The following is a 24070-nucleotide window of genomic DNA, read 5'->3' on the forward strand; positions in this document are numbered from 1 at the left end:
TCGTAAAAACACATACATTAAACCGTCTTTTCATCTCAGGAAAGCCGGTTTTTTATTTTCTTAAATTTGAAATCTCTTATTATACCGATGAATATCCCGAAAGCAAAAAAAACCGAAAAAATATTGGAAACCCATGGCGATAAACGGATCGACCATTATTTCTGGATGAACGAAAGAGAAAATCCTGAAGTGATCCAGTATCTTGAAGCCGAAAATGCTTACTGTGACGCGGTCATGAAAGATACCGAAGAACTGCAGGAAAAACTTTTCCATGAAATGAAAGCCAGATACAAGGAAGACGATGAAAGCCTGCCCTATTTCTTTAATGGATACTGGTATATTGTGAGGTTCGAGATCGGCAAAGAATATCCCGTTTTCAGCAGAAAATTTCAGAGTCTTGAAAACATCGAGGAAATCCTTCTGGATGTGAATATTCTGGCTGAAGGCAAAAGTTTTTTCGAAGTCGGCAGTGTGGCCGTGTCACCGGACAATAAAATGATGAGTTTCTCTACAGACGAAATCGGAAGAAGAATTTATTCCATTCAGTTTAAAAACCTCGTAACCGGCGAAATTTATCAGGATCATATTCCCAATACAACTGGTAAAGCAGTCTGGGCAAATGACAACGAGCATGTTTTCTACATCCGTAAAGACGACAGTCTCCGCGCTTTTCAGGTATATATGCATCAGCTCGGAACCGATTCTTCTCAGGATCTGTTGGTTTTTCACGAAAAAGATGAAACCTTTGATGTGAACGTTTTTAAAACCAAGTCCCTGGAATATATTTTTATCGCAAGTTCGAGCACGATTTCAGATGAGCACCAGTTCATTCCGGCAAATAATGTAATGGCTCCCTGGAGAATGGTTCAGCCCCGCATCGACGACCTGGAATATGCAGTAGAACACTACCAAGATGAATTTTATATCATTACCAATGCCGATGATGCCACGAATTTCAAAATTGTAAAAACGAAAGTAGAAAATCCGGGAATGGAGAACTGGGTTGATGTGATTTCGCACCGCGAAGAAACTTTATTGGAAGGCTTTGAAATTTTCAACAACTATTTTGTCATTGAGGAAAGAACCGAAGGGCTGCTTTATATCAAGATTATTGATAACCATACGGGAGTGTCGCATTATCTTGATTTTTCAGACCCTACATACACCGCGTATATCGGGTTGAATCTGGAATTCGATACTCAAAAACTGCGTTTTGGTTACACCTCGCTTACAAAACCCAATTCCACGCTGGAATATGACATGAAAGAAAAAACCACTACAGTTCTGAAACAACAGGAGGTCTTGGGTGGCGGTTTTGTTCAGGAGGATTATGTTTCGGAACGGATCTGGGCTCCGTCACGTGACGGAAAAAACAGAATCCCCATTTCTCTGGTTTACCATAAAAACACCAATAAGTCTGCTGAAACCCCACTACTGTTGTACGGTTACGGAAGCTATGGACACACGGTTGATGCGAGTTTCTCGAATGTGCGTCTTTCCATCTTGGATCGCGGATTCATTTATGCAATCGCACACATCCGCGGCGGCGAATATTTGGGAAGGGAATGGTATGAAGACGGCAAAATGCTGAATAAGAAAAATACTTTTTATGATTTTATTGATGCCGGAAAATATTTAATTTCTGAAAATTATACTTCCGAAAAGCATCTTTATGCGATGGGCGGTTCCGCAGGCGGACTTTTACTCGGCGCGGTCATCAATGAAGAGCCGGGACTTTTCAACGGAATTGTGGCGCAGGTTCCTTTTGTAGATGTGGTCACAACGATGCTTGACGAAACCATTCCTCTAACAACAGGAGAATTCGACGAGTGGGGAAACCCGAAAAACAAAAAATACTATGATTATATGAAATCATACTCTCCGTACGACAATATAACCGCTAAGAATTATCCGCATATGCTGATTACAACAGGTTTGCACGATTCTCAGGTACAGTATTGGGAACCTGCAAAATGGACGGCAAAACTCCGCGAACTGAAAACCGACTCCAATATCCTCGTTTTTAAAACCGATATGAGTTCAGGGCATGGCGGTGCTTCGGGAAGATTCGAAAGTCTGAAAGAAGACGCGTTGGAATATGCCTTTTTATTAAAACTAGAAGAAAAAATTTAATGGAAAATATTACAGAAGGGGAACTTTGGGGCAAAGTGGAAGAGTTTTTTGTCAAAAACTTTGATACTGAGAAAAATCCACAGATGGACACGATTTTATTCCTGATCGGCGTACAGGAGCTGGGCAGCGGTCAGCAGAAATATACGAAAGATGACAAGCTCAATATTCTGCACATTGCGGTCTGCAGGCTTTTGGAACCTTTCGGTTATTACAAGTTTTCACATTATGATGATGACGGGTATCCGCATTTCGACGAAGTGGAAAAACTGCCCGATCTAAAGCCGAATGAGCAGCAGATCCTGATGAAAAAGGCCATCATTCAGTATTTTTTGGATGAAGAATTATTCGCTTAAATAAAGAAGACTGATTTCAAATCAGTCTTTTTTGCTTAAAATATCTTCCAGTTGGTTCAGCGCCGCGGTGAAACCTTCTTCAAAGCCCATTTCCATAAGTTGATTCAGGTCTTCGGCGGAGTTAAAATGAATGTTGACGGTGAGTTTTGTGCCTTCTTCAACACCGGTAAAACCGAAAAGCCATTTTACGCTAGGCAGTTCGCTGTTCATTTGCCCGTTTTCATCGGTAAAAAAGTCAGTCCAGTCAAAACTTCTGTGGAATGTAATTTCGTGGTAGTTGGCACCGGCAAAATGTTTCTCGTTTTGAGGACCAATCATGGCATAATTCCAGCTACCGCCTTCACGGAAATCCATGTTTAGGGTTTCGCATTTCCAGGGTTCTGGAGCCCACCATTGGTCAAGCAATTCTGCTTTTGTAAAATGTTCCCAGACATCAGAAACATCTACAGAAAAAACCTTCATCACAAAAACACTGTACGCATCGAAATCTTTATTAAAGACAATCCTTGTATTCATAACCGCTATTTTAAACAAATTTAATGGAATTATTTTGATGGAAGAAAGGTAGTGGAAAAATATATAATCTGTTAAAACGAGTTTTTTTAACAAATAGGAGATAACAATTTCATTTTTTTATTGTTATAATAGTCTTAAAATGATTAATTTTAACATTTCAAAACGAAAACTCAGATAATGAATAATAAATTTATTCCGATAATATCAGTATTGATGACGATTTCCATGATGGTTTTCGTCACGTTACAGTTGTATTGGATTAAAGAACTTTACAGTGCACTCGATCAGGATTTTTCAAACAAGGTGTATGCTGCTTTGGAAACTTCCACAAAAAAGGTTGGAGATTTGGAGATCGATAAATATTATGCGAAATACAATAATATTGACAAAACCATAAAAGAAAACAGCAGCCAGCCGTCATTAACCGTTATTTCTCAGGTCGAGGATTCCGCTTCTAAAAGACAGATTACTTATTCCAAAAGCATTATCGAGAAAAAAGACATCCCTATTTCCAAAACAGGCGACAGTTTGAAGCTGACCAATATGTATACGGATGAAGCTCTGATTAAAATTAAAAAAAACGCAAACACTCCGGAAGCTTTAACCTCTGAACTGAGCCAGTCTATTGATAACGGCGAATTTAATTCGCGGTCTTTTGTACAGCTCGTAGGCGAAAATATTCCCATTGCAAAAAGAGTTGACCGTAGAATTTTGGATTCTGTTCTAACAAAGGAGCTGAAAATGAAAGGCTTGAGCACGAAATTCGGTTTTGCGGTGCTCGACAGAAACAATAAGCCTACAAAAATTGTCAACGGAGTTTATCTAGACCAGAAAGACAAATCGAATTACACCTATCCACTTTTTACCGACAGAGATGACCGCACTCTGTATTCGCTTGCACTCGTTTTCCCGAGAAAGGATTCACTGCTGGCGAAAAACAACCTTCCGATGCTTTTGGGAACATTCATGTCTTTGCTCACCATTTTAGGAATTTATATTATCTCCATCAATTATATGATGCGGCAGAAAAAAATTGCCGAAGTGAAGACGGATTTCATCAACAACATGTCGCATGAATTCAAGACTCCGCTTGCCACCATTTCTGTAGCCACCGATTCTCTAGCGAACGATAAAATTGCGACCAATCCCGAGAAAGTGAAGTATTATTCGCACCTCATCAAACAGGAGAATCAGCGCATGAAAAAACAGGTCGAGAACGTCCTGAACATGTCTAAACTAGAAAGGAATGAAGTGAAATTATTCCTGAAAGAAACCAATGTCCGTGAACTGATCAAAGGAATAACTGAATCTTTTATTCTCATTGTCGCACAGCGGAACGGAAAACTGATCCAGAATTTTACGGCTGAAGAATATATTTTTAAGATTGATGAATTCCATATCGCTAATGCACTCGTGAATCTGCTGGATAATGCCAATAAATACTCGCCAGATGCGCCTGAAATTACAATTACCACCAGAAACGAAGGCAATTTTTACGTGCTGGAAATTGCGGATAAAGGAATGGGAATGGAAACAGACAACAAACTGAAGATTTTTGAAAAATTCTTCCGCGAAGAAACCGGAAATATCCACAATGTCAAAGGGCAGGGCCTCGGTCTGTCTTATGTGAAAAAGATCATCGAACTTCACAAAGGCCAGGTCATCGTTGAATCCCATAAAGGAAAGGGAAGCACTTTCACGCTGAAAATCCCGATGATTCATTAAAATTATTTATAAAATAGAAGATCTGAAGATCTTTTTAGTCCAATAAAATCTACAAAAACCAATATTATGAGCAACAGAATCTTATTAGTAGAAGATGACCAAAGTTTCGGCGCAGTGCTTAAAGATTATTTATCCATCAATAATTTTGAAGTGACTTTGGCAACAGACGGAGAACAGGGTCTGAAAGAATTCACGGAAAATGAATTCGACATCTGTATTTTTGATGTGATGATGCCAAAAAAAGACGGATTTTCCCTTGCGGAAGATGTGAAGAAAATCGACAAAAACACACCGATTATATTTCTGACCGCACGGAATATGAGAGAAGATATCCTTAAAGGCTATCAGCTGGGTGCAGATGATTATATCACCAAGCCTTTTGATACTGAACTTTTGCTCTACAAAATAAAGGCAATCCTCCAGAGAAGCACTTCGGTGGAAGATGAGGATCAGGAGCAGTTCAAGATCAGCAATATTTTCTTTGATTCGATGTTGAGACAGCTCAGAGTCAATGATAATGAATACAAGCTTTCGCCAAAAGAAAATGAACTGCTGAAATTGCTTTGTCAGCACCGCAATGATTTTATGCCGAGGGACCTGGCTTTGAGAAAAATCTGGAAAAAAGAAAATTATTTCACCGCTAGAAGTATGGACGTGTATATCGCAAAACTCCGTAAGCTGTTGAGAGAAGATGACGGCCTTGAAATCATCAATGTTCATGGTGAAGGATTCAGACTGTTGGTGAAAAACTAAAAAAGTCTACACCCTGACGAGTCAAACCAAAGTCAAAAGTTTTTACTAATTTTGACTTTAAAGAATAAAAATGAAAAATATATTTCCAGTAATCGCTTTAAGTTTTTTGGCTTTTTCCTGCTCAAAAGAACAGAAAGCAGACAAAATAGCTGAAAGCAAAACCGCAACCACTGTTAACAATGGTTCAACAAATGCCGGAACAGACGCAGCAACTGTGGCCTTGAATCCTGAACACGGAAAACCCGGTCATCGCTGCGATATTGCTGTAGGGGCTCCGCTGAATTCTGCGCCAGCGGAGAAGGTTTCAGCAACCAACCAAAGTGCATTTTCAGGTTTCGACACCAATCCGATTAAAAATTCGGCACCGGTTCAGTCCTCCTCACCGGTTTCAGGTCAGGCGGTTAAAATAGCACCCCAATCTCAGCCCGTAAAAGCTGATCCTGCAGCTTATGCAGTAAAACCACAACAGAAAACTGCACCGGGAATGAATCCCCCACACGGCGAACCTAACCACCGCTGCGATATTGCAGTTGGAGCTCCATTGAGTTCCCCGAAAGCGCAAACTCCTGTAGCAGCTCCGCAACCAGTGCCGACAGCAGTTCCGGATCAAAACGCGCTTGCTAGCGGCGAAAAACCGGCAACAAATCCAGCTCATGGTGCACCTTATCACCGTTGCGATCTGCAGGTAGGGGCTCCGCTTCCATAGTATTTATATTTTTGTAAATTTGCAGCGTAAATGGCAAAGAGATTTCAGATACTGTTATTGATTTTGTGTTTGGGAATATTTATTATTCCCAAACAGAATTTCTCTGCGCAGTCTCCGGATACTTCCTGCTGCAAAAAAGAATCTGCCACCAAAGACTGCTGTAAGACTGAAAAGCACAGTAAAGAACCGTGTCATAAAAGCGAAAAGTCATCATGTGAGGGGAATTGCACAAAATGCCATATGTGTTCCACCTCATTCGTATTCTTTGGGGTCAGTCCTTCAGACAAAAAATCTGATGTGATGAAATTAATTTCATCCACAAAAGAAAAATTCACTTACCTGACTCCCGAGTTTTCCGCTGCCAATACTAAAATCTGGCAGCCTCCCAAAATAGGTTAATTGATTGATGTACAGCTGAAAGAATGTTCTTTCAGCCCAATATTTAATTTAATTAACTTACTCTAATGAAAACTTTATTTAAAAGTCTTTTAATATTTCTCTTTTTTATTGTTCAAAACATTTCTGCTCAAAACATCACCAAATCCACTTTCAAAGTAAAGGGGGAATGCGGAATGTGTAAGGATAGGATTGAGACCACTGCAAAAGAAGCAGGTGCAACGTATGCCAACTGGAACGAAGAAACACAGCAGCTTTCTGTAGCATACAACGAATCAAAACTTTCGGCAACTCAACTGTTAAAAAAAATTGCAGACGTAGGCCACGACAATGAACAGTTTACCGCTTTAGATTCGGTTTACGAAAACCTTCCGGCCTGCTGCCATTACGAGCGCACTCCATCTTTTTTGAAAGCAGAACCTAAAACCGAATCTTTAAACCCGGCAAATACAGGAAACCGTTTTTTTGTAATGGGAAACTGCGGTTCGTGCAAAGCAAGAATTGAAAAAGCAGCAAAAGAGGCAGGTGCTGCTTCTGCAGATTGGGATGCAGAAACCCAAACGGTTATTCTCGATTTCGACCCGAAAAAAACATCAGCGGATGCCGTTCTGAAAAAAATTGCTGAAGTAGGCCACGATAACGAAAAATACAGAGCACCGGATGAGGTGTATAAAAATCTGCCCGATTGCTGTTTGTATGACCGCGAACTTCCTTTGGGCGTGAAAAGCGCTTTGGTTCATCAGGACGGTGAAGAGCAACACAATGATGATAACGCAAATACCATTGAGGTGGTAAATCTTACAAAACTTGAAGAAGCAACGGCTTTAAGCAAAAAGAATGCAGCTTTAACCTTTAATATAGGTTCGAAAGAACTGCTGAAAGCAGCCTGCTGTAATTTGTCTGAAAGTTTCGAAACCAACGCCACGGTTGATGTTTCTTTTAGCAATGCGGTGACCGGAACCAAACAGCTCAAGATGCTGGGTTTGGATCAGAAGTACACCAGTCTCACCAAAGAGCTTTTGCCTGAAATTCGCGGTCTGGCTTCGGCTTACGGCCTGAATTTCATCCCCGGCAGATGGATTGGCGGAATTCAGTTGACCAAAGGCGGAAGCACGGTCACAAACGGTTACGAAAGCATCACCGGACAGATCAATACAGAACTTCTGAAATTTGATAAAACACCGGAAACAAATCTGAATGTTTTTGCAGATGCCAATTCCAGAGTGGAAATGAATATTACAAGCACTTCTGCACTTTCAGAAAAATGGAACCAGTCTCTGTTGCTCCACGGAAATGCCACTTTAACTGAAATGGATACGAATGATGACGGTTTTATGGATCAGCCAACCGGAAACCAACTGAATGTTGCCTATTTACTGAACTACAATGATCTTGACAAATCCGGGTTGGGTTCGCATTTCGGGATTAATTTTCTGAAAGATTCGAGGAATGCCGGTCAGATGGGTTATGATAAAAAACTGGATCAGTCTGAGCAGAATCTTTATGGCGTCGGAATCGACATTTCAAGATTCCAGGTCTGGAACAAAACCGGTTATATTTTTAAAGGAAAACCTTATCAAAGTATTGGTTTGATGAATCAGTTTACCTATCATCAACAGGACAGTTTTTTTGGTTTGAGGAATTATTTTGGAAAACAGAATACCTTTTATTCCAATCTGATCTTCGAAAGCATCATCGGCAATACCAACCATAAATACAAAACCGGTGCGAGCTTTCTGTATGATCGGTTTAATGAAGATTACCTGACCGATAATTTCAAAAGAACCGAAACGGTTCCCGGCCTCTTTTTCGAATACACGCAAACGGGAGCGAAATACACCTTAGTTGCAGGAGCGAGAGCGGATTTTCACAATCTCGCCGGAACACAGTTTACACCACGGCTGAATTTCAAATATGATTTCACACCGAAAACAATTGTTAGACTTTCTGCCGGAAGAGGATTCAGAACAGCGAATGTATTTGCCGAAAACCAGCAGTATTTCGCCTCAAACCGGAAAATTGAAATTCTTGGAAATGGTGGTGAAATCTATAACCTAAAACCTGAAATTGCCTGGAACTATGGAATCAGTCTACAGCAGGAATTCAAACTTTTCAGCCAAAAAGCCACTTTAGTTGCCGATTTTTTCAGAACCGATTTTCAGGATCAAGTTTTAGCTGATTTAGATGCTTCGCCGCAAAAAATTGTTTTTTATAACCTTGCAGGGAATTCCTTTGCCAACAGTTTTCAGACCCAGCTGGACTTTTCAGTTATCAAAAACCTTGATTTCAGAATGGCTTACAAGTATTATGATGTACAGGCTGATTTTATGGATGGCAGAAGAGAAATTCCTTTCATGGCCAAAAACCGCGGCTTTTTTAACGCTTCTTACGCAACTGTGAAAGATAAAAAAGACGGATTCTGGTCTTTCGACACCACTTTACAGTATGTTGGCAGACAGAAACTCCCAAATTTAAATGGAAATCCTACAGAATTCCAGCTCCCGGAATATTCGGATTCTTATGTAACCCTGAATGCACAGGTTTCAAAAGATTTTAACAAAAACATCCGCATGTATGCCGGTGGCGAGAATCTGACCGGTTATACCCAGAACAATGTCATTATTGATGCTCAGAATCCTTTCAGCAACTATTTTGACGGCGGAATGGTTTATGGGCCTATTATGCCTGCAAACTTTTACGTTGGTGTTGATCTTAAATTTTAAAATTCAAAAACATCAGAAAAGGATTTCAAATTATTTTGAAATCCTTTTCTTTTAAAATGTATCAATTATTTTATGCTTTAAGCCACTGCGAACTGGTCAGGTAATCCTGATCGGGAAAATAAATAAAAAGACAGTTTTTACCTTTGATGGTATTGATGATGGGTTGAGCAAGTTCACGGGGAACCGCGGGGCAGCCCCAACTTCTGCCGATCCTGTGCTGGGATTTAATAAAATCCTCGCTCACATAATCGGCGCCGTGCATCACTACGGCTCTTTTATAGGCATTGTCGTTAAATCCAGGATCCATTCCTATAAGTTTCAGGGAATAGCCGTTTTCTCCGGTGTAGGTGCTTTCTGTTATATAGAATCCCATGCTCGACTGCAGAGAACTTTCGGTGTTCGAGAAGTTTTTTGCAAATTCATCGCCTGTGTTCTTGCCGTGTGCTACAAGAGAATTATAAAGTACCTTTTTCGTGTTCAGATCAATTACCCAAAGTCTTTTTTGAGTTGAAGAAAGAGAAAAATCGACAACTGTCAATAGATTAGCCGATTCGTCAAGTTTTGCAGCTTTTTTAAGATTGCTGAAGCCAACGAAAGCTTTTTCAAAAACCTCAGCGTTTAATATATTTCCGGAACTGAAATCAATGGAATTATAAATCTCCGCCACGGAGTTGCCACTAGATTTCAGATCAGAAGTACGGGAAACAGGACTCTTATTCTCAGGAATATTGGTTATTTTGTTGGGGTGCGTTTCGGGACTTTTGTAGAACGAAGTCGACAATACAAAGGTGGCAGAAAGCGCAAGAAGAAATCTCTTCATATTATTATGTTAAATAAATTTGGTTCAGCAAATTTACAAAACAATATAAATCAACCAGTTAAATTCGAAAAGTTTAACTTTATTTAAGAAAGTTTAACACCAATCTGTAAATTGATAATTTTATTTCTTCTCCGAATCACCAACAAATTCCAAACTAACTGAATTCATGCAGTACCGCATTCCCGTAGGTTCAGGCCCGTCATTGAAAACGTGGCCAAGGTGAGAATCGCAGCGTTTGCAGACCACTTCTGTTCTTTCCATTCCCAGTGTTGAATCGCGGTGATAGGCAACTCCTTCTTTGTCGGCCTCAAAAAAACTGGGCCATCCGCAGGTTGATGAGAATTTGGAATCAGACCGGAAAAGATGATTTCCACAGACCGCGCAGTAGTATTCGCCCAGTTCATCGAACTGATTGTATTTTCCGGTGAAAGGTCTTTCAGTATCGGCTTCTCTGGCAATGGCATATAAGTCAGCAGGGAGGATTTTTTTCCATTCTGCGTTTGTAACCGTAAGTTTTGTACGGTCGGTTCGGGAGTAATAGGGATTGGTTTTTGCTGCTGAATTTTCCATATTTTTAACTTTTTCAGGGTGTTTCACCTGCGAGCACATTTGCAACGACATGAAAACGGACAGGTAAATTAAGATTTTCATTTCTTTTAAATTGATTCAGTCAAAATTAAACATAATGACTTAAAAAACAGGTGGGAAATCTCTTACTTTTGATGTTTGTTTTAAATCAGGATGATTAAGTTTGACTATGGTATATTTGCACGCGGTAAACTAGGGTAACTGAAACGTTCCTTACTGAATTTTCACCACTGAACATGAAGAAACTCTTTCTCTTTTTTTTGCTTATCAAAGCTCTTCAAATGCAGGCACAAACTCCAAAATCTATCCTTCTTTTTTCAGAAAAAAAGACTGATTATGTGATTTCCATATCAGCTTCCGGGTCCCCGTATGAAAAAACGGCAATGGAAATCATTCAACATTATTTCAACAGCGTCAGCGGAATTTCTTTACAGGACGGTGGTGGAAAATTCACTATTCAATTAAAAGAGGTGGGCGACCGGCTTTCACCAGAATCTTTTACTATCAAAAACAAAGGAAATAACATTCTCATGGAAGGGAATAAAAAAGGACTTGTTTACGGGGCATATTCTCTTGTCGAAGAAATTTTTGGATGCAGAAATTTTGCTCCCGGTGAGAAACCGTATTGTCCTGCGCTTCTGCGGCTCGAAATTCCTTTGCCTCTTAAAATCGGTGAAAAACCTGCCTTCCGTTTTCGGGAAGTCTATTCGATGGCTGAAACCGATCGGGAATACATGGATTGGCACAAACTTCATAATCTGGAAGATCTTTGGGGAATTTGGGGACACAGTTTCGGCCGCCTTGTTCCCGAAAGTCTGTTTAAAACGCATCCTGAATATTTTGCTTTTTATAACGGTGAAAGACATTCAACACAGCTCTGCCTGAGTAATGAGGATGTTTTTGAAATCTCCGTCAAAAACCTTGACGAAGCTTTTAAAGAAAATCCGGACGCCAAATACTGGTCGGTGAGTCCAAATGACAACAGCGGTTTTTGCGAATGTCCCCTGTGCAGCAGTTCTAATTTAAAAGACGGCGGAAATCAGGGTTCTCTCCTGAAATTTGTGAACAGAATTGCAAAACATTTTCCGGACAGAACCTTTACAACACTTGCCTACAATGCTACAGCGAGACCGCCATTGGTGACAAGACCTGAGAAAAATGTCATTATATTTTTAAGCAATGTTGAAATTGCCCGAACTTTTCCTGTGGATAAGGAGGCTTCTGCAAAGGCGTTCCGCCGAAACCTCGAGGGTTGGTCTGCGAAAACACACCGGATTTTTATCTGGGATTATTATACCCAGTTCACGAATTTTTTAGCGCCCTTTCCCAATTATTTCACTTTTCAGCCAAATTTCAAATATTATCAGCACAAAAAAGCCGCAGGCGTTTTTGCCCAGCTTAATGGTCCTGAATATGGTGATTTCGCTGAACTGAAAACCTATCTCCTGTCCAAACTGCTTTGGAATCCCACTCTTGATTCGGATCAGTTGACTGAAGATTTTTTAATAGGCTATTATGGAGACGCAGCACCATTTGTTAAATCTTATATGAATAAATTATACGGTTTTGCAGTTGCTGCGGGAACAAATCTTGATATTTACGGAAATCCGGTGAACAATTACAGGGATTTTCTGACGCCGGAAAATCTGGATGAATTAAGCATCATCATGGACAGAGCTCATGAAGCAGTTGAAACACAGGCGGTTTTTTCAAAAAGAATAGAAAAACTCAGGCTGTCGATGGATTATACCTATCTGCAGCAGGCGAAATTCTATGGAACCCGAAAACACGGGATCTTTACAAAAAATGGTGGAAATTGGGAGATCAGGGATGGATTTGCAGACCGCGTCAACCGGTTTGTTCAGCAGGCAGAACTTTTCGGCATTAAAGAACTTTCCGAAGGGGGTATTTCTCCAAAAGAGTATGGTGAACAATGGCAGATGATCTTTACCACAGGGGTGCGGGACAACCTCGCTTTAAATAGTGAAGTTCAGTTTGAATTTCCTTTTGCCCCGGAATTTCCTGCAAACGGTGTCAAAACGTTAACCGACGGCACACCCGGATACAGCGATTTCAGTTTTAACTGGCTGTGTTTTTACGGAAAACCCATGATTGCGACAATTGATCTGGGAAAAATGACGGAAATAAAGGAAGTGGAAATAAACTTTCTGGAAGACATCCGACACCGGATCTTAAGACCGCAGAACGTTAAACTGGAATACAGCCTCGACGGTGAAAAGTATACAGCGGCCGGTTTGGATCAACTTTCGCCACCGGAAGAGGAGTATACGGTAAAGAAAATCAAAAAGCTTTTCAAAAATTTAAATTTTGAGGCCCGTTATCTTCGGGTTACTGCAGAAAACCAACCCGCTCTTCCCGAATTTATCTTCAGTAAAAATAGAGAACCCATGCTGGCCTGCGATGAAATATGGGTGAATTAAATGAAGTAAACAGTTGAATATACCTGCTTTTCTCCTTATATTAGATTTCCTAAATTAGAAAGAATGAACGACGAAGAAAAAAAAATACAGCTCCGGAAATATAAAATGTTTGCCACAGGACTTTTTGTGCTGATGGCGGTTGTTTTTGTCCTGATGACAATTCTCGAAAAGAGAAATCCTGCTCATTGGATCGGTTATATCCGGGCATTTTCCGAGGCCGCAATGGTGGGTGCATTGGCCGACTGGTTTGCCGTTACTGCACTCTTCAATTATCCGCTTGGCATCAAGATTCCGCACACCAATCTTATCGAAAACAGCAAGGAAAGAATCGGTGACAATCTGGGCAATTTTGTGGTTTCCAATTTTCTGTCGCCGCAGAACATCCGTCCCTATATTCAGAAAATAAAAATTTCGAATTTCGTGGGAGACTGGCTTTGCAAGAAACGCAATCAGGAAGTGTTGGTACAGGAACTGTCGGGTATGGTTCTCAATATTCTGCATAAACTGGATGATGCTGCCGTGGTGAATTTCATCAGCAATAAAGCAAGAGAAATGACAGATGACCTGAAGATTAACCAGATCGTTGGCAACGGAATTGAATATGTTCTGGATAAAAATGACCATCAGAAACTTATCACCAACCTTTCTAAACAGATCAAGGATTATGTCGTCAACAATCAGGAAATCGTGAAAGAGCGCGTGAAAAAGGAAAGTTTTTTCCTGATCCCGAAATTTGTGGATAATTCCATTGCTGAAAAAATCACTGGCGGTCTTTCAAAATTCTTTGAAGAAGTGGAAAACGACCCCAACCATTCGTTAAGGGTGGAGATTACGCAGAAACTGTACGCGTTTTCCGCTGAAATTCAGACCGAGGAAAGATGGGCAGAAGCATTCCGTACCATTAAAAATGACTTTCTGAAGGAGGAAAAGCTCACCCAGTATTCGCATGACATCTGGAATTCGATTAAAAAATCTTTGACAAAAGAACTGGAGGAGGAAAATTCGGCTTTAAAAAACTATCTGGGGAAAAATCTTACCGAACTTTCGGAAAACCTGAAGACCGATGAAAAACTTCAGCACAAAATTGACCATTGGGTGCGAGTAACGGCGTACAAATACATCCTGAAAAACACCCATCAGGCGGGAAACCTCATCAGTTCCACCGTCGGAAACTGGAAAGGAAAAGAACTCAGTGAAAAACTGGAACTTGAGGTCGGAAAAGACCTGCAATTCATCCGCGTAAACGGAACTATAGTCGGTGGTTTGGTAGGCTTGATAATTTACACCGTGACAAATTTTTTCTTTTAGAACCGGTTAACTGTAATAAGTTAACAATTTTATTAAAAAAAATAACTGGTAAAGAATTGGAGCCTTTTTATATCCCGTGATTTTATAGGAATTGCATTTTATTCAGATTTTTAATTTATTTTCGTAAAAATTAATCAATGAAAAAATTCTTTACTCTAACGGGATTATTATGGGTTTGTCTATCCTTTTCACAGGAAATTACACTCAGTAAAGGCGGCAGAAAATTTGAAAAGGACGGGATAGAATACCGAATTACAGATTATAAAACCCAGTTCACCAACCCAATTGCTAAAAATTACATCAGGGAAGGAAGGAGTTATACTACCGTGTCCAGTGTTCTTGGTTTTTGCGGTGGTTTATTAATCGGCGGCGGGCTTCCAAACGCACTTTCAAAGCAAAAGTACACGTTTAATTTAGTAAATGGAAATTTTAACGTAGTTAAAGAACCAAAACCAGGCTGGACGTTGGTTGCAGTAGGCGGGGCGGTTGTTGCCGTTGCAATTCCGTTGGCAATAATCGGCAAAAATAAAATCCAGAAAGGTGTTAAATTGGAAAATCAGTTTTCAACTTCCTCTCAGTCCTATTATCAGTTCGATTTCACCGGAAATGGAATGGCACTGACTTATCATTTTTAAAAACAACGCAACTAAATCTGTCGGGTTAAAATCCTTTTATTAATCTCACGGATCAGTTCCGGCCCCTCATAAATAAATCCGGTGTATAGCTGGACCAGACTGGCTCCGGCTTCCAGTTTTTCCAAGGCATCGTCTGCAGAATGAATTCCGCCGACTCCAATGATGGGGAAGGCTTTTCCGCTTTTTTCGGAAAGGAATCTGATCACTTCTGTCGATCTTTTGGTTAACGGTTTCCCTGAAAGTCCGCCCGTTTCCCTTTTGTTTTCAGAAATAATGCCTTCGCGGGAAAGCGTTGTATTCGTCGCGATCACGCCAGCAATTTGAGTCTCTTTTACGATGTCAATGATGTCCAGAAGCTGTTCATCCGTTAAGTCCGGTGCGATTTTCAGAAGAATCGGTTTGGATTTTTCCTTTTCCGAATTGAGTTGTTGCAAGGTTCCCAGCAATTGGGTCAAAGGTTCTTTTTCCTGCAAAGCCCGTAAATTGGGAGTGTTCGGCGAACTGACGTTCACCACAAAATAATCGACGTACGGGAAAAGTTTTTCGAAGCAGATGATATAGTCATTAACCGCCTCTTCGTTCGGCGTCACCTTATTTTTACCGATATTTCCGCCGATGAGAACGTTTTTGTTTTTTTTCAGTCTTTCCACTGCCGCATCCACACCGCCATTATTGAACCCCATCCGGTTGATGATGGCAGAATCTTCTTTTAAGCGGAAAAGCCTTTTTTTCGGATTTCCTTCCTGTGCTTTCGGGGTTAAAGTCCCGATTTCAACAAACCCGAAACCCAGATCCGAAAGTTCACTGAACATTTTGGCGTCTTTATCAAAACCCGCTGCCAAACCTACCGGATTTTTGAATTTGAGGCCGAAAACTTCCCTTTCCAGCCGCTTGTCTTCTATGGGTTTCGGAAGAAAGACCTTAGTTAGGAACGGAAATTTTTTTAGCATTGAAAAAGTAAAATGATGAACTTCTTCAGGATCGAATTTGAAAAGAATCGGACGGATAATGCTTTTGTACATGGAAAAAAGTTTAGCAAATTTAAGGAATTTTACATCTCCTGAAAAAAACAATTTGCGTGGTTTGAAAATTTGCTTAGTTTTAGAAAAAAAATAATCATGAAGAAAATTTTATTGTTTACGGTACTTTTTGGGGTACAGAGTGTTTTTTCGCAGGTCACCATGGAGAAGAACAGATTGGTGAAAGATGGTCAGACTTATAAAATGTCACAGTACAATGACGTCTTTAAAAATCCTGAGGCGGCAACCCTTTTTAAAAAAGCCCGAACCAATGCCACTGTTGGGCAGATTTTTGCCTACACCGGTGGTTTTGCCATCGGATTTGGAATTATTCCTGCACTTAGCGGAAAGAAACAGGAAGTAAGAAACGGAATTGTTTATGAAAATCAGCCTTCGAAAGGCTGGACTGTAGTAGGCATTGGAGCAGGATTGGTAGGAATCGGCATTCCTTTTGCCATTGCCGCAAACAAAAATGCAGAAAAAGCGATGGCTCTGGAGAACGGTGAAGCAACAGCGTTCCAACCTTATTTTAAACTGGAAACTGCCGGAAACGGATTGGCTTTAAGCTATAATTTTTAAGAAAGCACATCAAACAGACGGGACGCGGTTCCTGTCTTTTTTATATAAACCGGAAAGCATATAAAAAGAAGGAATTTCCAAAACTGCCGGAACCCCTGCTGCCACAGCTTAAATTTCACTTCAACGATCTTGCGGAGTTCTTCTGCGCGAAATTCGGCTCAAATTTTCAAACAAAATATCACTTCATCTATAAGAAAGAATAAGGGCTTGTATTACCAAGCCCTTTATTTTATACTCCAGAACTTCCGGTTCCACAATGTTCTTCAACGCTAGTATTCACAATCCAAGCTAAATCCCTGTTAAACCCAACAGTTCCTTCATCATAGGTTGTACCATACCATTCAGTTACGGTTCCGCCACATGGCAATGTAAAGGTTACGCTGTAAATGCCAGGTTTAAATACAACAAATTTTTCACTTTCTTGCGTTACTGCTTTTTCATCCATTCTAACATCAGATGATTTTGCATACACTAATGAGCCTACGATTGTAGCGCTAACAAAAAAAAGTTTTTTCATGATAATTAAATTTAAAATTAGTAAATATTTTAAAATAATGTCTTTTAATCTAAAAAAACATTCCAATTATTAATACGTTTTGTTATTCTGTTTTTAATTTCTCGGTTAAGAGTATTGTTTTGAAAGGGATCAGTAATATATTGTTCTCTAATCTTTAAAAATTGGTCTTTATTATTCAGTTTAATTACAGCAACATCGTTGATAGGATCGATCGGTTTATCTGTTTTTGAAATTGAAATAGCTGAAAATTCAATGGTTTTATTACGATTGTAAACTTCAACTATTAATCCGGGCAATCCTTTGAAACGGAATGGACCATCAGGAATAGGAATAACCGGAGCATACCATGCATAATAAACATCACTCTCTGTTTTTACTTTTGCTAAATTACATTCCAACCCTAAAATTTCTTTCTTTCCTTCAACAAGCTCCCAATTGAGTTTACTTTCTTTAAAAATGTAGTGATATCTACCCAAAGGTATGGTTGAAATTATATTTTCCTTCTCCCGTAAAACATTGTGTCTTATTTTGGGGATAGATGGAAGATTTGTAACATTTAGATTTTTAGAATTTATAGAAAGAGCCTGTTCATCCAGATATTTATAATAATCAACCATTTGAGGATTAAAGTATATTGATGTCTCGTTATTTGCTAAAAGAATCATATCCCCTTCTATAATACTAGATTTATTAAGAGAATCTCCTACATATTTCATTCTGTAGATTACTTCTAATTCTGCAATGTGTTTATTTTGTGCTTCTATGTTAACTAGATAAAAAACAAACATGAAGCTTAATATTACTTTTATATTCATATAGATAGTATTATATCAAAGATAAAATTATACATATAAAAAGATATTAGAGTTTGTTGTTAAGCTAAAAATAGCAAGTTACAAAATGAAGATGATTTAGTTAGGGTTTTAAATCACCATTAATTTCCCTATTTTTGCACAAATTCAAAATTAAGATGGCTAAACAGGAAGATGTTTTCAAAAAACTCATTTCACATGCGAAAGAATATGGCTTTATTTTTCCCTCAAGTGAAATTTACGACGGACTTTCGGCAATTTACGATTACGGACAGAACGGGGTAGAACTGAAAAACAACATCAAACAGTACTGGTGGAAAGCAATGGTGCAGCTTAACGAGAATATTGTGGGCATCGATACTGCAATTTTTATGCACCCGACCATCTGGAAAGCTTCCGGCCATGTTGATGCCTTCAACGATCCTTTGATCGATAATAAGGATTCGAAAAAACGTTTCAGAGCCGATGTTCTGATCGAAGATTACTGCGCTAAACTGGAAGAAAAAGCCCAGAAAGAAATTGATAAAGCCGCCAAAAGATTCGGCGAGGCTTTCGATAAAAATGAATTTGAGACGACCAACGGCCGTGTTGTAGAATACCGTGAAAAACAGAAAACCATTCTTACCAGAATGGCGAAATCTCTGGAAGCTGAAGATCTTGACGATGTAAAAGCTTTGATTGAAGAACTGGAAATCGCCGATCCCGATACCGGTTCTAAAAACTGGACGGATGTCCGTCAGTTCAACCTCATGTTCGGAACAAAATTGGGTGCATCGGCCGATACTGCGACTGATTTATACCTGCGTCCGGAAACCGCTCAGGGAATTTTTGTAAACTTTTTAAATGTTCAGAAAACCTCGCGTCATAAACTGCCCTTCGGGATTGCCCAGATTGGTAAGGCCTTCAGGAATGAAATCGTTGCAAGACAGTTTATCTTCAGGATGCGCGAATTCGAACAGATGGAAATGCAGTTTTTTGTTCCGCCAGGAACTGAACTCGGTTTTTATGAAGAATGGAAACAGAAACGCCTGAACTGGCATTTGGCTTTAGGTTTGGGTGACGACAACTATAAATTCCACGACCACGAAAAACTTGCGCATTACGCCAATGCTGCCGCAGATATTGAATTTAAGTTCCCTTTCGGGTTTAAGGAACTGGAAGGAATTCACTCCAGAACCGATTTCGACTTGAGTGCTCATGAGAAATTCTCCGGTCGTAAACTGCAGTATTTCGATGCGGAAAGAAATGAAAATTATGTTCCGTATGTGGTGGAAACTTCGGTTGGTTTAGACCGATTATTCCTCGCGATTTTTGCAAATTCCCTGAAAGATGAGGTGCTGGATGACGGTTCCGAAAGAACGGTTCTTTCCCTTCCGCCGGCTTTGGCACCTGTAAAAGCCGCTATTTTGCCGTTAATGAAAAAAGACGGACTTGGCGAATACGGCGAAAAGATCTTCAACGAGCTGAAATATGATTTCAACATGATTTACGAAGATAAAGACAGCATCGGGAAACGTTACCGTCGTCAGGATGCGATCGGAACGCCTTTCTGTATCACGATAGATCATGATTCCTTAGCCGATGATACGGTCACTTTAAGAGACCGCGACACGATGAAGCAGGAAAGAGTTGCTGTTTCAGATTTACGCAGGATTATCGATGAGAAAACGAATTTCAGAAATCTGCTTTCAAAAATCTAATTTTTTAAATAGTATATAAAAAGTTTCGGAGCAGTCCGGAACTTTTTTATTTTTGCATGAACGCAGTTCTCCTTCAAATTTAAAAATATGGCAGCAACAGACTCAAGAATCGACACTTATATTGAAAATTCGCAGGATTTTGTGAAACCGGTCTTAACTTATCTTCGTGAAATCATCCATGAAGCCTGCCCGGAAGTGGAAGAGGGTTGGAAGTGGAGCTTTCCGCATTTTATGTACAAAGGGAAGATCCTGTGTTCTCTTGCCGCTTTCAAACAGTACTGCAGCATGGGATTCTGGCTTCATTCGGAAATGAAAACCATAAAGGAATTTGAAACGAATGTGGAAACAAGCGGAATGTTCAGTTTGGGGAAAATAACGTCAGTTGAAGATCTGCCATCAAAACCTCAGCTGAAGGCGGCTATTAAAGAAGCCATGGAATTAACGGATATGGGTGTTAAAATGAAGAAGGCTCCGGTTTCAAAAACCGAAATTGAAATTCCGGCAGATTTTACCGAAGCGCTTGAAAAGAATACTAAGGCGCAGCAATTCTTTACTAAAGCATCTGCGTCATTCCGGAAGGAGTATATTCTCTGGATTACCGGTGCCAAAACCGAAGCAACAAGAATCAAACGCATGGAACAGGCGCTGGAATGGATTGCCGAAGGAAAAGGACGCAACTGGAAATATGAAAAAAATAAGTGAAAACGTCTTACTTCATCAATTCGGTTTGATTGAACTGTTGTCTTTTATACACTGTAAAACAGTTTTCGTTTTCCCGATTAAAAATTAAAGCAGCATTTTCTGCGCTTTTTTTACGCCGTTCACCAGAATGTCGATCTCTTCCATCGTATTGTACACCGCAAAACTCGCACGCACGGTTCCTGCAATATTAAAGAAATCCATGATGGGCTGCGTGCAGTGATGACCGGTTCTTACTGCGATTCCGAGTTTATCCAGAATCATTCCTACATCTGAAGCAATCCCGATGCTCGCGATGTTAAAGGAAACTACACCGGTTCTGTGCGCCTTTTCACCGTAAATTTTAAGGTTTTCTATTTCGAGTAGCTGTTTCTGAGCGTACTCAAGCAGTGCGTTTTCGTGGTTCTGAATGTTTTCGTGACCAATTCCTTCGATGAAGTCTATTGCGGCTCCCAAAGCGATGTTTCCACCAACATTGGGCGTACCCGCTTCGAATTTGAAAGGCAGATCTGCGTAAGTGGTTTTGTCGAAAGAACAGGTGGCGATCATCTCACCACCGCCGTGGAAAGGCTGTATTTTTCTGAGGATTTCTTCTTTTCCGTACAGAACGCCGGTTCCCATTGGTGCGTACATTTTGTGGCCGGAAAAAATGAAAAAATCACAGTCCATTTTCTGTACATCGATTTTGAAATGCGGAATTGACTGTGCACCGTCGATAACAATGATGGCGTCTGAATTTTTTCTCGTTTTCGAAATAATCTCTTCCACAGGATTTACAACGCCCAGGGCATTCGAAACCTGATTAACGGACACGATTCTGGTTTTTTCAGATAAATTTCCATCCAGAAAATCGAGCTGAAGAATGCCGTTCTCATCCATAGGGATCACTTTGAGTTTTGCGCCGGTTCTTTCGCACAGCATTTGCCACGGAACGATGTTGGAATGGTGCTCCAGATAGGAAATAATGATTTCGTCTCCTGATTTGATGCCGGAAGTGAGTGCATACGCCAGAAGATTGATGCCTTCGGTTGTTCCTTTTGTAAAAATAACTTCGAAATCATTTTCGGCATTGATGAATTTCTGGATTTTTTTCCTTGAAAGTTCCATTTCCTCGGTTGCAAGTTGGCTTAGCGTATGGATGCCGCGGTGAACATTCGCATTGATTTCGGTATAATATTTCTGCCATGATTCCATAACCGAAACGGGTTTTTGGGAAGTCGCGGCATTATCAAGATAAACCAGAGGTTTGCCGTTGATTTGTCTGTTAAGGATGGGAAACTGACTGCGGATATTTTGAAGGTCGAACATTGCAATTATTTAGAATGGTTCAAATTTACGGAAATTATAAGGAAAAGTTAGAAAGTCAGCTGTCGCTTTTATCAATAAGTATAAACCGATACGGCTATAATGAAAATTTCCCGCCAACTCAGTTGACGGGAAATTATATAGAATGTTTTCTTTAAAATTATTCTGCAGATGCTGCTTCAGCTGCTGGAGCTTCACCTTCAGCCGGAGCTGGAGTTTCTTCATCATCTTCAATCGCTGCACCGCCCTTCATTGCAGTTCTGGACATCTTAACAGCTACTACAACTGCGTTGTCCGGATGCATGAAAGTAAAGTCTTTGGTTTCGATATCGCCAACATACAGTTTGCTTCCGATTTTCAGTGGAGTTACATCTACCACGATTTCATCCGGTAAATTAGCCGGAAGTGCCTTCAGTTTAAGTTTTCTGAAAGACTGTCTCAGTGCACCACCTGCAACAACCCCTTTAGATCGGCCTGTAAGTCTTACCGGAACTTCCATTACCACAGGTTTGTCTTCTGCCAGTTGGAAGAAGTCTGCGTGAAGGATTTTGTCCGTTAGTGGGTGGAACTGGATGTCCTGAAGAACGGCAGGAATGGTTTGTCCGTCAACCTCAATAGATACCGTGTGTGCTTCAGGAGTATATACCAAACCTTTGAAAGATTTTTCTTCAGCAGAAAAATTTAGGGTTTCAGTACCTCCGTAAACAACACAAGGAACTAATTCAGCATCACGTAAAGCTTTAGTAGACTTTTTGCCCACGCTTTCTCTTTTTGTACCTTGAATTGTAATTGATTTCATTATAGTTATATAAAAATTTTAAGGGTGCAAATATATAAAATATTTTCTAGATAATAAATTTGTCGCTGATGGATTTGTGCTCGTGTACCATTTTCATCACATCGGCAAAGAGTGAAGCGCACGAAAGAACTTTTATTTTCGGGGTGAGTTCGGTTTTCACCGGAATGGTATCCGTAACAATTACTTCTGAAAGTTTTGAATTCTGGATGTTATCGTAGGCTTTACCGGAAAGTACCCCATGGGTGGCCATCGCGCGGACACTTTTTGCGCCGTTTGCCATCAAAATGTCGGCTGCTTTACACAATGTTCCGGCCGTATCGATCATATCATCGATCAGGATGACATTTTTCCCTTCCACATCACCAATAAGGAACATTTCCTCAATCACATTGGCTTTTTTTCTTTCTTTATAACAAATCACTACCTCTGCACCCAAATGTCCGGCGTAATTCTTCGCACGTTTCGCGCCGCCCATATCCGGAGAGGCAATGGTAAGATTGTCTAAATTTAAAGACTGAATGTATTCAATAAAAATGGTGGATGCATAAAGATGATCAACAGGAATTTCGAAAAACCCCTGAATCTGGTCTGCGTGAAGATCCATCGTCATAATTCTTGTTGCACCGGCTGCGGTAAGAAGGTTGGCAACCAATTTGGCTCCGATCGGTGCTCTTGGCTGGTCTTTTCTGTCCTGTCTTGCCAAACCGTAATAAGGAAGTACAACTGTAATGCTTTTTGCTGAAGCTCTTTTTGAGGCATCAATCATCAGCAGTAATTCCAGTAAATTGTCTGCAGGAGGAAATGTAGAGGCAATTAAAAAAACCCTGCCACCTCTCACCGACTGGTCCAGAACGGGCTCGAATTCGCCGTCGCTGAATTCCTGGAAATTGATTTTCCCCATTTCCTGCCCGTAATGAAGGGCGATTTTTTCCGCTAAAACCTTGCTTGTTCGCGTGGAAAACAGATAACTTGCTTGCTCAGACATTTTTACTTTTTTAGATGTGCAAATTTAAAAAAATAAAACCACGTGCAGAATCAGGAAGGCCATTATTTTAAAAGAGAGGAATGAACTTTTTTATTTGGTGGAAGCATGGTGCTCCAACTGCTGTTGGAAATAAACCGCGAGTGTTTTCCGCTCGGCAGCAGACAAATTTGCTTTCGGATGATACGCAATATAGCCCGGGAGAGGCATCTCTTTTTCCTGAATGGTCTTTACCGCATTTTCCAGCATGTCTTTTTTAAGATCAGCATTATAGTTGCCCCATTCAGAAAAATTCAGGTGTTCCCGGCCTTCTTTAATATGATGGTTAACCGACCAAGAAATCGGCGCTATATACGCATAATCCGGATAAACGGTCTCATTGGAATGACAGTCGTAACAGGAAGTTTTAAGGATTCGGGTAATATTTTGTGGAGTTTGGTTCACCTCCACGAAATTGAGTTTATTGTCAATTGGTTTCAGGGTTCTGTCCAACGGAATAAACTGAATAAGTGCAAACAGGATTAAAAGCCCGAAAACAATTTTTATAAAAGTCTTCATGAT

The 24070-nt window shown here is 40.2% G+C and carries 22 protein-coding genes; 12 read left to right on the forward strand and 10 right to left on the reverse strand.

The genetic code is table 11. The features are described 5' to 3' along the window. The first annotated feature begins 87 nt into the window (after nucleotides 1–87). Nucleotides 88–2133, forward strand: coding sequence for a S9 family peptidase (locus FUA25_RS09520; RefSeq protein WP_147756962.1), 2046 nt, complete (start codon nucleotides 88–90; stop codon nucleotides 2131–2133). After that, nucleotides 2133–2486, forward strand: a complete 354-nt coding sequence (locus tag FUA25_RS09525; protein WP_147756676.1) for a hypothetical protein — start codon at nucleotides 2133–2135, stop codon at nucleotides 2484–2486. The genes FUA25_RS09520 and FUA25_RS09525 overlap by 1 nt, the downstream gene beginning before the upstream one ends. Nucleotides 2487–2507: 21 nt before the next feature. Here the strand turns inward: FUA25_RS09525 and FUA25_RS09530 are convergent, their stop codons facing one another. Next, nucleotides 2508–3002 carry an SRPBCC domain-containing protein gene (locus FUA25_RS09530; RefSeq protein WP_147756677.1) on the reverse strand — a complete coding sequence of 165 codons (495 nt, stop codon included), beginning with the start codon at nucleotides 3000–3002 and terminating at the stop codon, nucleotides 2508–2510. 177 nt (nucleotides 3003–3179) lie between these two features. Between FUA25_RS09530 and FUA25_RS09535 the strand changes: the two genes are divergently transcribed. The 4 genes from FUA25_RS09535 (at nucleotide 3180) to FUA25_RS09550 (ending at nucleotide 9305) form a co-directional block, all read left to right on the forward strand. After that, nucleotides 3180–4727 carry a sensor histidine kinase gene (locus FUA25_RS09535; RefSeq protein ID WP_147756678.1) on the forward strand — a complete coding sequence of 516 codons (1548 nt, stop codon included), beginning with the start codon at nucleotides 3180–3182 and terminating at the stop codon, nucleotides 4725–4727. Nucleotides 4728–4793: 66 nt separating this feature from the next. Next, nucleotides 4794–5480: a response regulator transcription factor gene (locus FUA25_RS09540; RefSeq protein WP_147756679.1), complete on the forward strand. Its 687-nt coding sequence runs from the start codon at nucleotides 4794–4796 to the stop codon at nucleotides 5478–5480. 70 nt (nucleotides 5481–5550) lie between these two features. Continuing rightward, nucleotides 5551–6186: a hypothetical protein gene (locus FUA25_RS09545; protein ID WP_147756680.1), complete on the forward strand. Its 636-nt coding sequence runs from the start codon at nucleotides 5551–5553 to the stop codon at nucleotides 6184–6186. Between the two features lie 464 nt (nucleotides 6187–6650). Further along, complete coding sequence (locus FUA25_RS09550; RefSeq protein WP_147756681.1) at nucleotides 6651–9305, forward strand: TonB-dependent receptor domain-containing protein; 2655 nt, start codon at nucleotides 6651–6653, stop codon at nucleotides 9303–9305. A gap of 70 nt (nucleotides 9306–9375) precedes the next feature. On the opposite strand, the gene FUA25_RS09555 is transcribed toward FUA25_RS09550, so the two are convergent. Together FUA25_RS09555 and msrB are read right to left on the reverse strand one after the other, a co-directional pair. Beyond that, nucleotides 9376–10125 carry a murein L,D-transpeptidase catalytic domain family protein gene (locus tag FUA25_RS09555; protein ID WP_147756682.1) on the reverse strand — a complete coding sequence of 250 codons (750 nt, stop codon included), beginning with the start codon at nucleotides 10123–10125 and terminating at the stop codon, nucleotides 9376–9378. Nucleotides 10126–10245: 120 nt separating this feature from the next. Beyond that, on the reverse strand, nucleotides 10246–10776 hold the full coding sequence (gene msrB / locus FUA25_RS09560; RefSeq protein WP_147756683.1) for a peptide-methionine (R)-S-oxide reductase MsrB: 531 nt from the start codon (nucleotides 10774–10776) through the stop codon (nucleotides 10246–10248). Between the two features lie 218 nt (nucleotides 10777–10994). Between msrB and FUA25_RS09565 the strand changes: the two genes are divergently transcribed. From FUA25_RS09565 to FUA25_RS09575, 3 genes are all read left to right on the forward strand, one after another. Further along, nucleotides 10995–13154 (forward strand): DUF4838 domain-containing protein, encoded by a 2160-nt coding sequence (locus tag FUA25_RS09565; RefSeq protein WP_185146686.1) that lies wholly within the window; start codon nucleotides 10995–10997, stop codon nucleotides 13152–13154. Nucleotides 13155–13217: 63 nt separating this feature from the next. Continuing rightward, nucleotides 13218–14462, forward strand: coding sequence for a DUF445 domain-containing protein (locus FUA25_RS09570; protein WP_147756685.1), 1245 nt, complete (start codon nucleotides 13218–13220; stop codon nucleotides 14460–14462). Between the two features lie 137 nt (nucleotides 14463–14599). After that, complete coding sequence (locus FUA25_RS09575; RefSeq protein ID WP_147756686.1) at nucleotides 14600–15097, forward strand: hypothetical protein; 498 nt, start codon at nucleotides 14600–14602, stop codon at nucleotides 15095–15097. 11 nt (nucleotides 15098–15108) lie between these two features. On the opposite strand, the gene FUA25_RS09580 is transcribed toward FUA25_RS09575, so the two are convergent. Then, nucleotides 15109–16119 (reverse strand): quinone-dependent dihydroorotate dehydrogenase, encoded by a 1011-nt coding sequence (locus FUA25_RS09580; protein ID WP_147756687.1) that lies wholly within the window; start codon nucleotides 16117–16119, stop codon nucleotides 15109–15111. 96 nt (nucleotides 16120–16215) lie between these two features. Here FUA25_RS09580 and FUA25_RS09585 point away from each other — a divergent pair, with 96 nt between their 5' ends. Continuing rightward, nucleotides 16216–16695 (forward strand): hypothetical protein, encoded by a 480-nt coding sequence (locus FUA25_RS09585; protein ID WP_147756688.1) that lies wholly within the window; start codon nucleotides 16216–16218, stop codon nucleotides 16693–16695. Nucleotides 16696–16924: 229 nt separating this feature from the next. On the opposite strand, the gene FUA25_RS09590 is transcribed toward FUA25_RS09585, so the two are convergent. Both FUA25_RS09590 and FUA25_RS09595 read right to left on the reverse strand, forming a co-directional pair. Next, nucleotides 16925–17212 carry a hypothetical protein gene (locus FUA25_RS09590; protein ID WP_147756689.1) on the reverse strand — a complete coding sequence of 96 codons (288 nt, stop codon included), beginning with the start codon at nucleotides 17210–17212 and terminating at the stop codon, nucleotides 16925–16927. Between the two features lie 44 nt (nucleotides 17213–17256). Further along, a complete protein-coding gene (locus FUA25_RS09595; protein ID WP_147756690.1) occupies nucleotides 17257–18027 on the reverse strand; it encodes a GLPGLI family protein in 771 nt (256 codons plus the stop codon). A gap of 155 nt (nucleotides 18028–18182) precedes the next feature. Here FUA25_RS09595 and FUA25_RS09600 point away from each other — a divergent pair, with 155 nt between their 5' ends. Both FUA25_RS09600 and FUA25_RS09605 read left to right on the forward strand, forming a co-directional pair. Continuing rightward, nucleotides 18183–19724 (forward strand): glycine--tRNA ligase, encoded by a 1542-nt coding sequence (locus FUA25_RS09600; RefSeq protein ID WP_147756691.1) that lies wholly within the window; start codon nucleotides 18183–18185, stop codon nucleotides 19722–19724. A gap of 87 nt (nucleotides 19725–19811) precedes the next feature. After that, the gene (locus FUA25_RS09605; RefSeq protein ID WP_147756692.1) at nucleotides 19812–20426 is read left to right on the forward strand and encodes a YdeI/OmpD-associated family protein; all 615 of its coding nucleotides are present in this window, start codon (nucleotides 19812–19814) and stop codon (nucleotides 20424–20426) included. Between the two features lie 84 nt (nucleotides 20427–20510). Here FUA25_RS09605 and FUA25_RS09610 read toward each other — a convergent pair whose 3' ends face one another. The 4 genes from FUA25_RS09610 to FUA25_RS09625 form a co-directional block, all read right to left on the reverse strand. Then, nucleotides 20511–21731, reverse strand: coding sequence for an aminotransferase class V-fold PLP-dependent enzyme (locus FUA25_RS09610; protein WP_147756693.1), 1221 nt, complete (start codon nucleotides 21729–21731; stop codon nucleotides 20511–20513). A 157-nt stretch (nucleotides 21732–21888) separates the two neighbouring features. Beyond that, complete coding sequence (locus FUA25_RS09615) at nucleotides 21889–22527, reverse strand: 50S ribosomal protein L25/general stress protein Ctc (RefSeq protein WP_147756694.1); 639 nt, start codon at nucleotides 22525–22527, stop codon at nucleotides 21889–21891. Nucleotides 22528–22573: 46 nt separating this feature from the next. Next, nucleotides 22574–23512 (reverse strand): ribose-phosphate pyrophosphokinase, encoded by a 939-nt coding sequence (locus tag FUA25_RS09620; RefSeq protein WP_147756695.1) that lies wholly within the window; start codon nucleotides 23510–23512, stop codon nucleotides 22574–22576. A 90-nt stretch (nucleotides 23513–23602) separates the two neighbouring features. Continuing rightward, on the reverse strand, nucleotides 23603–24067 hold the full coding sequence (locus FUA25_RS09625) for a heme-binding domain-containing protein (protein ID WP_147756696.1): 465 nt from the start codon (nucleotides 24065–24067) through the stop codon (nucleotides 23603–23605). Between the last annotated feature and the right edge of the window lie 3 nt (nucleotides 24068–24070).

The organism is Chryseobacterium sp., assembly GCF_008014695.1.
Taxonomy (GTDB): domain Bacteria; phylum Bacteroidota; class Bacteroidia; order Flavobacteriales; family Weeksellaceae; genus Kaistella.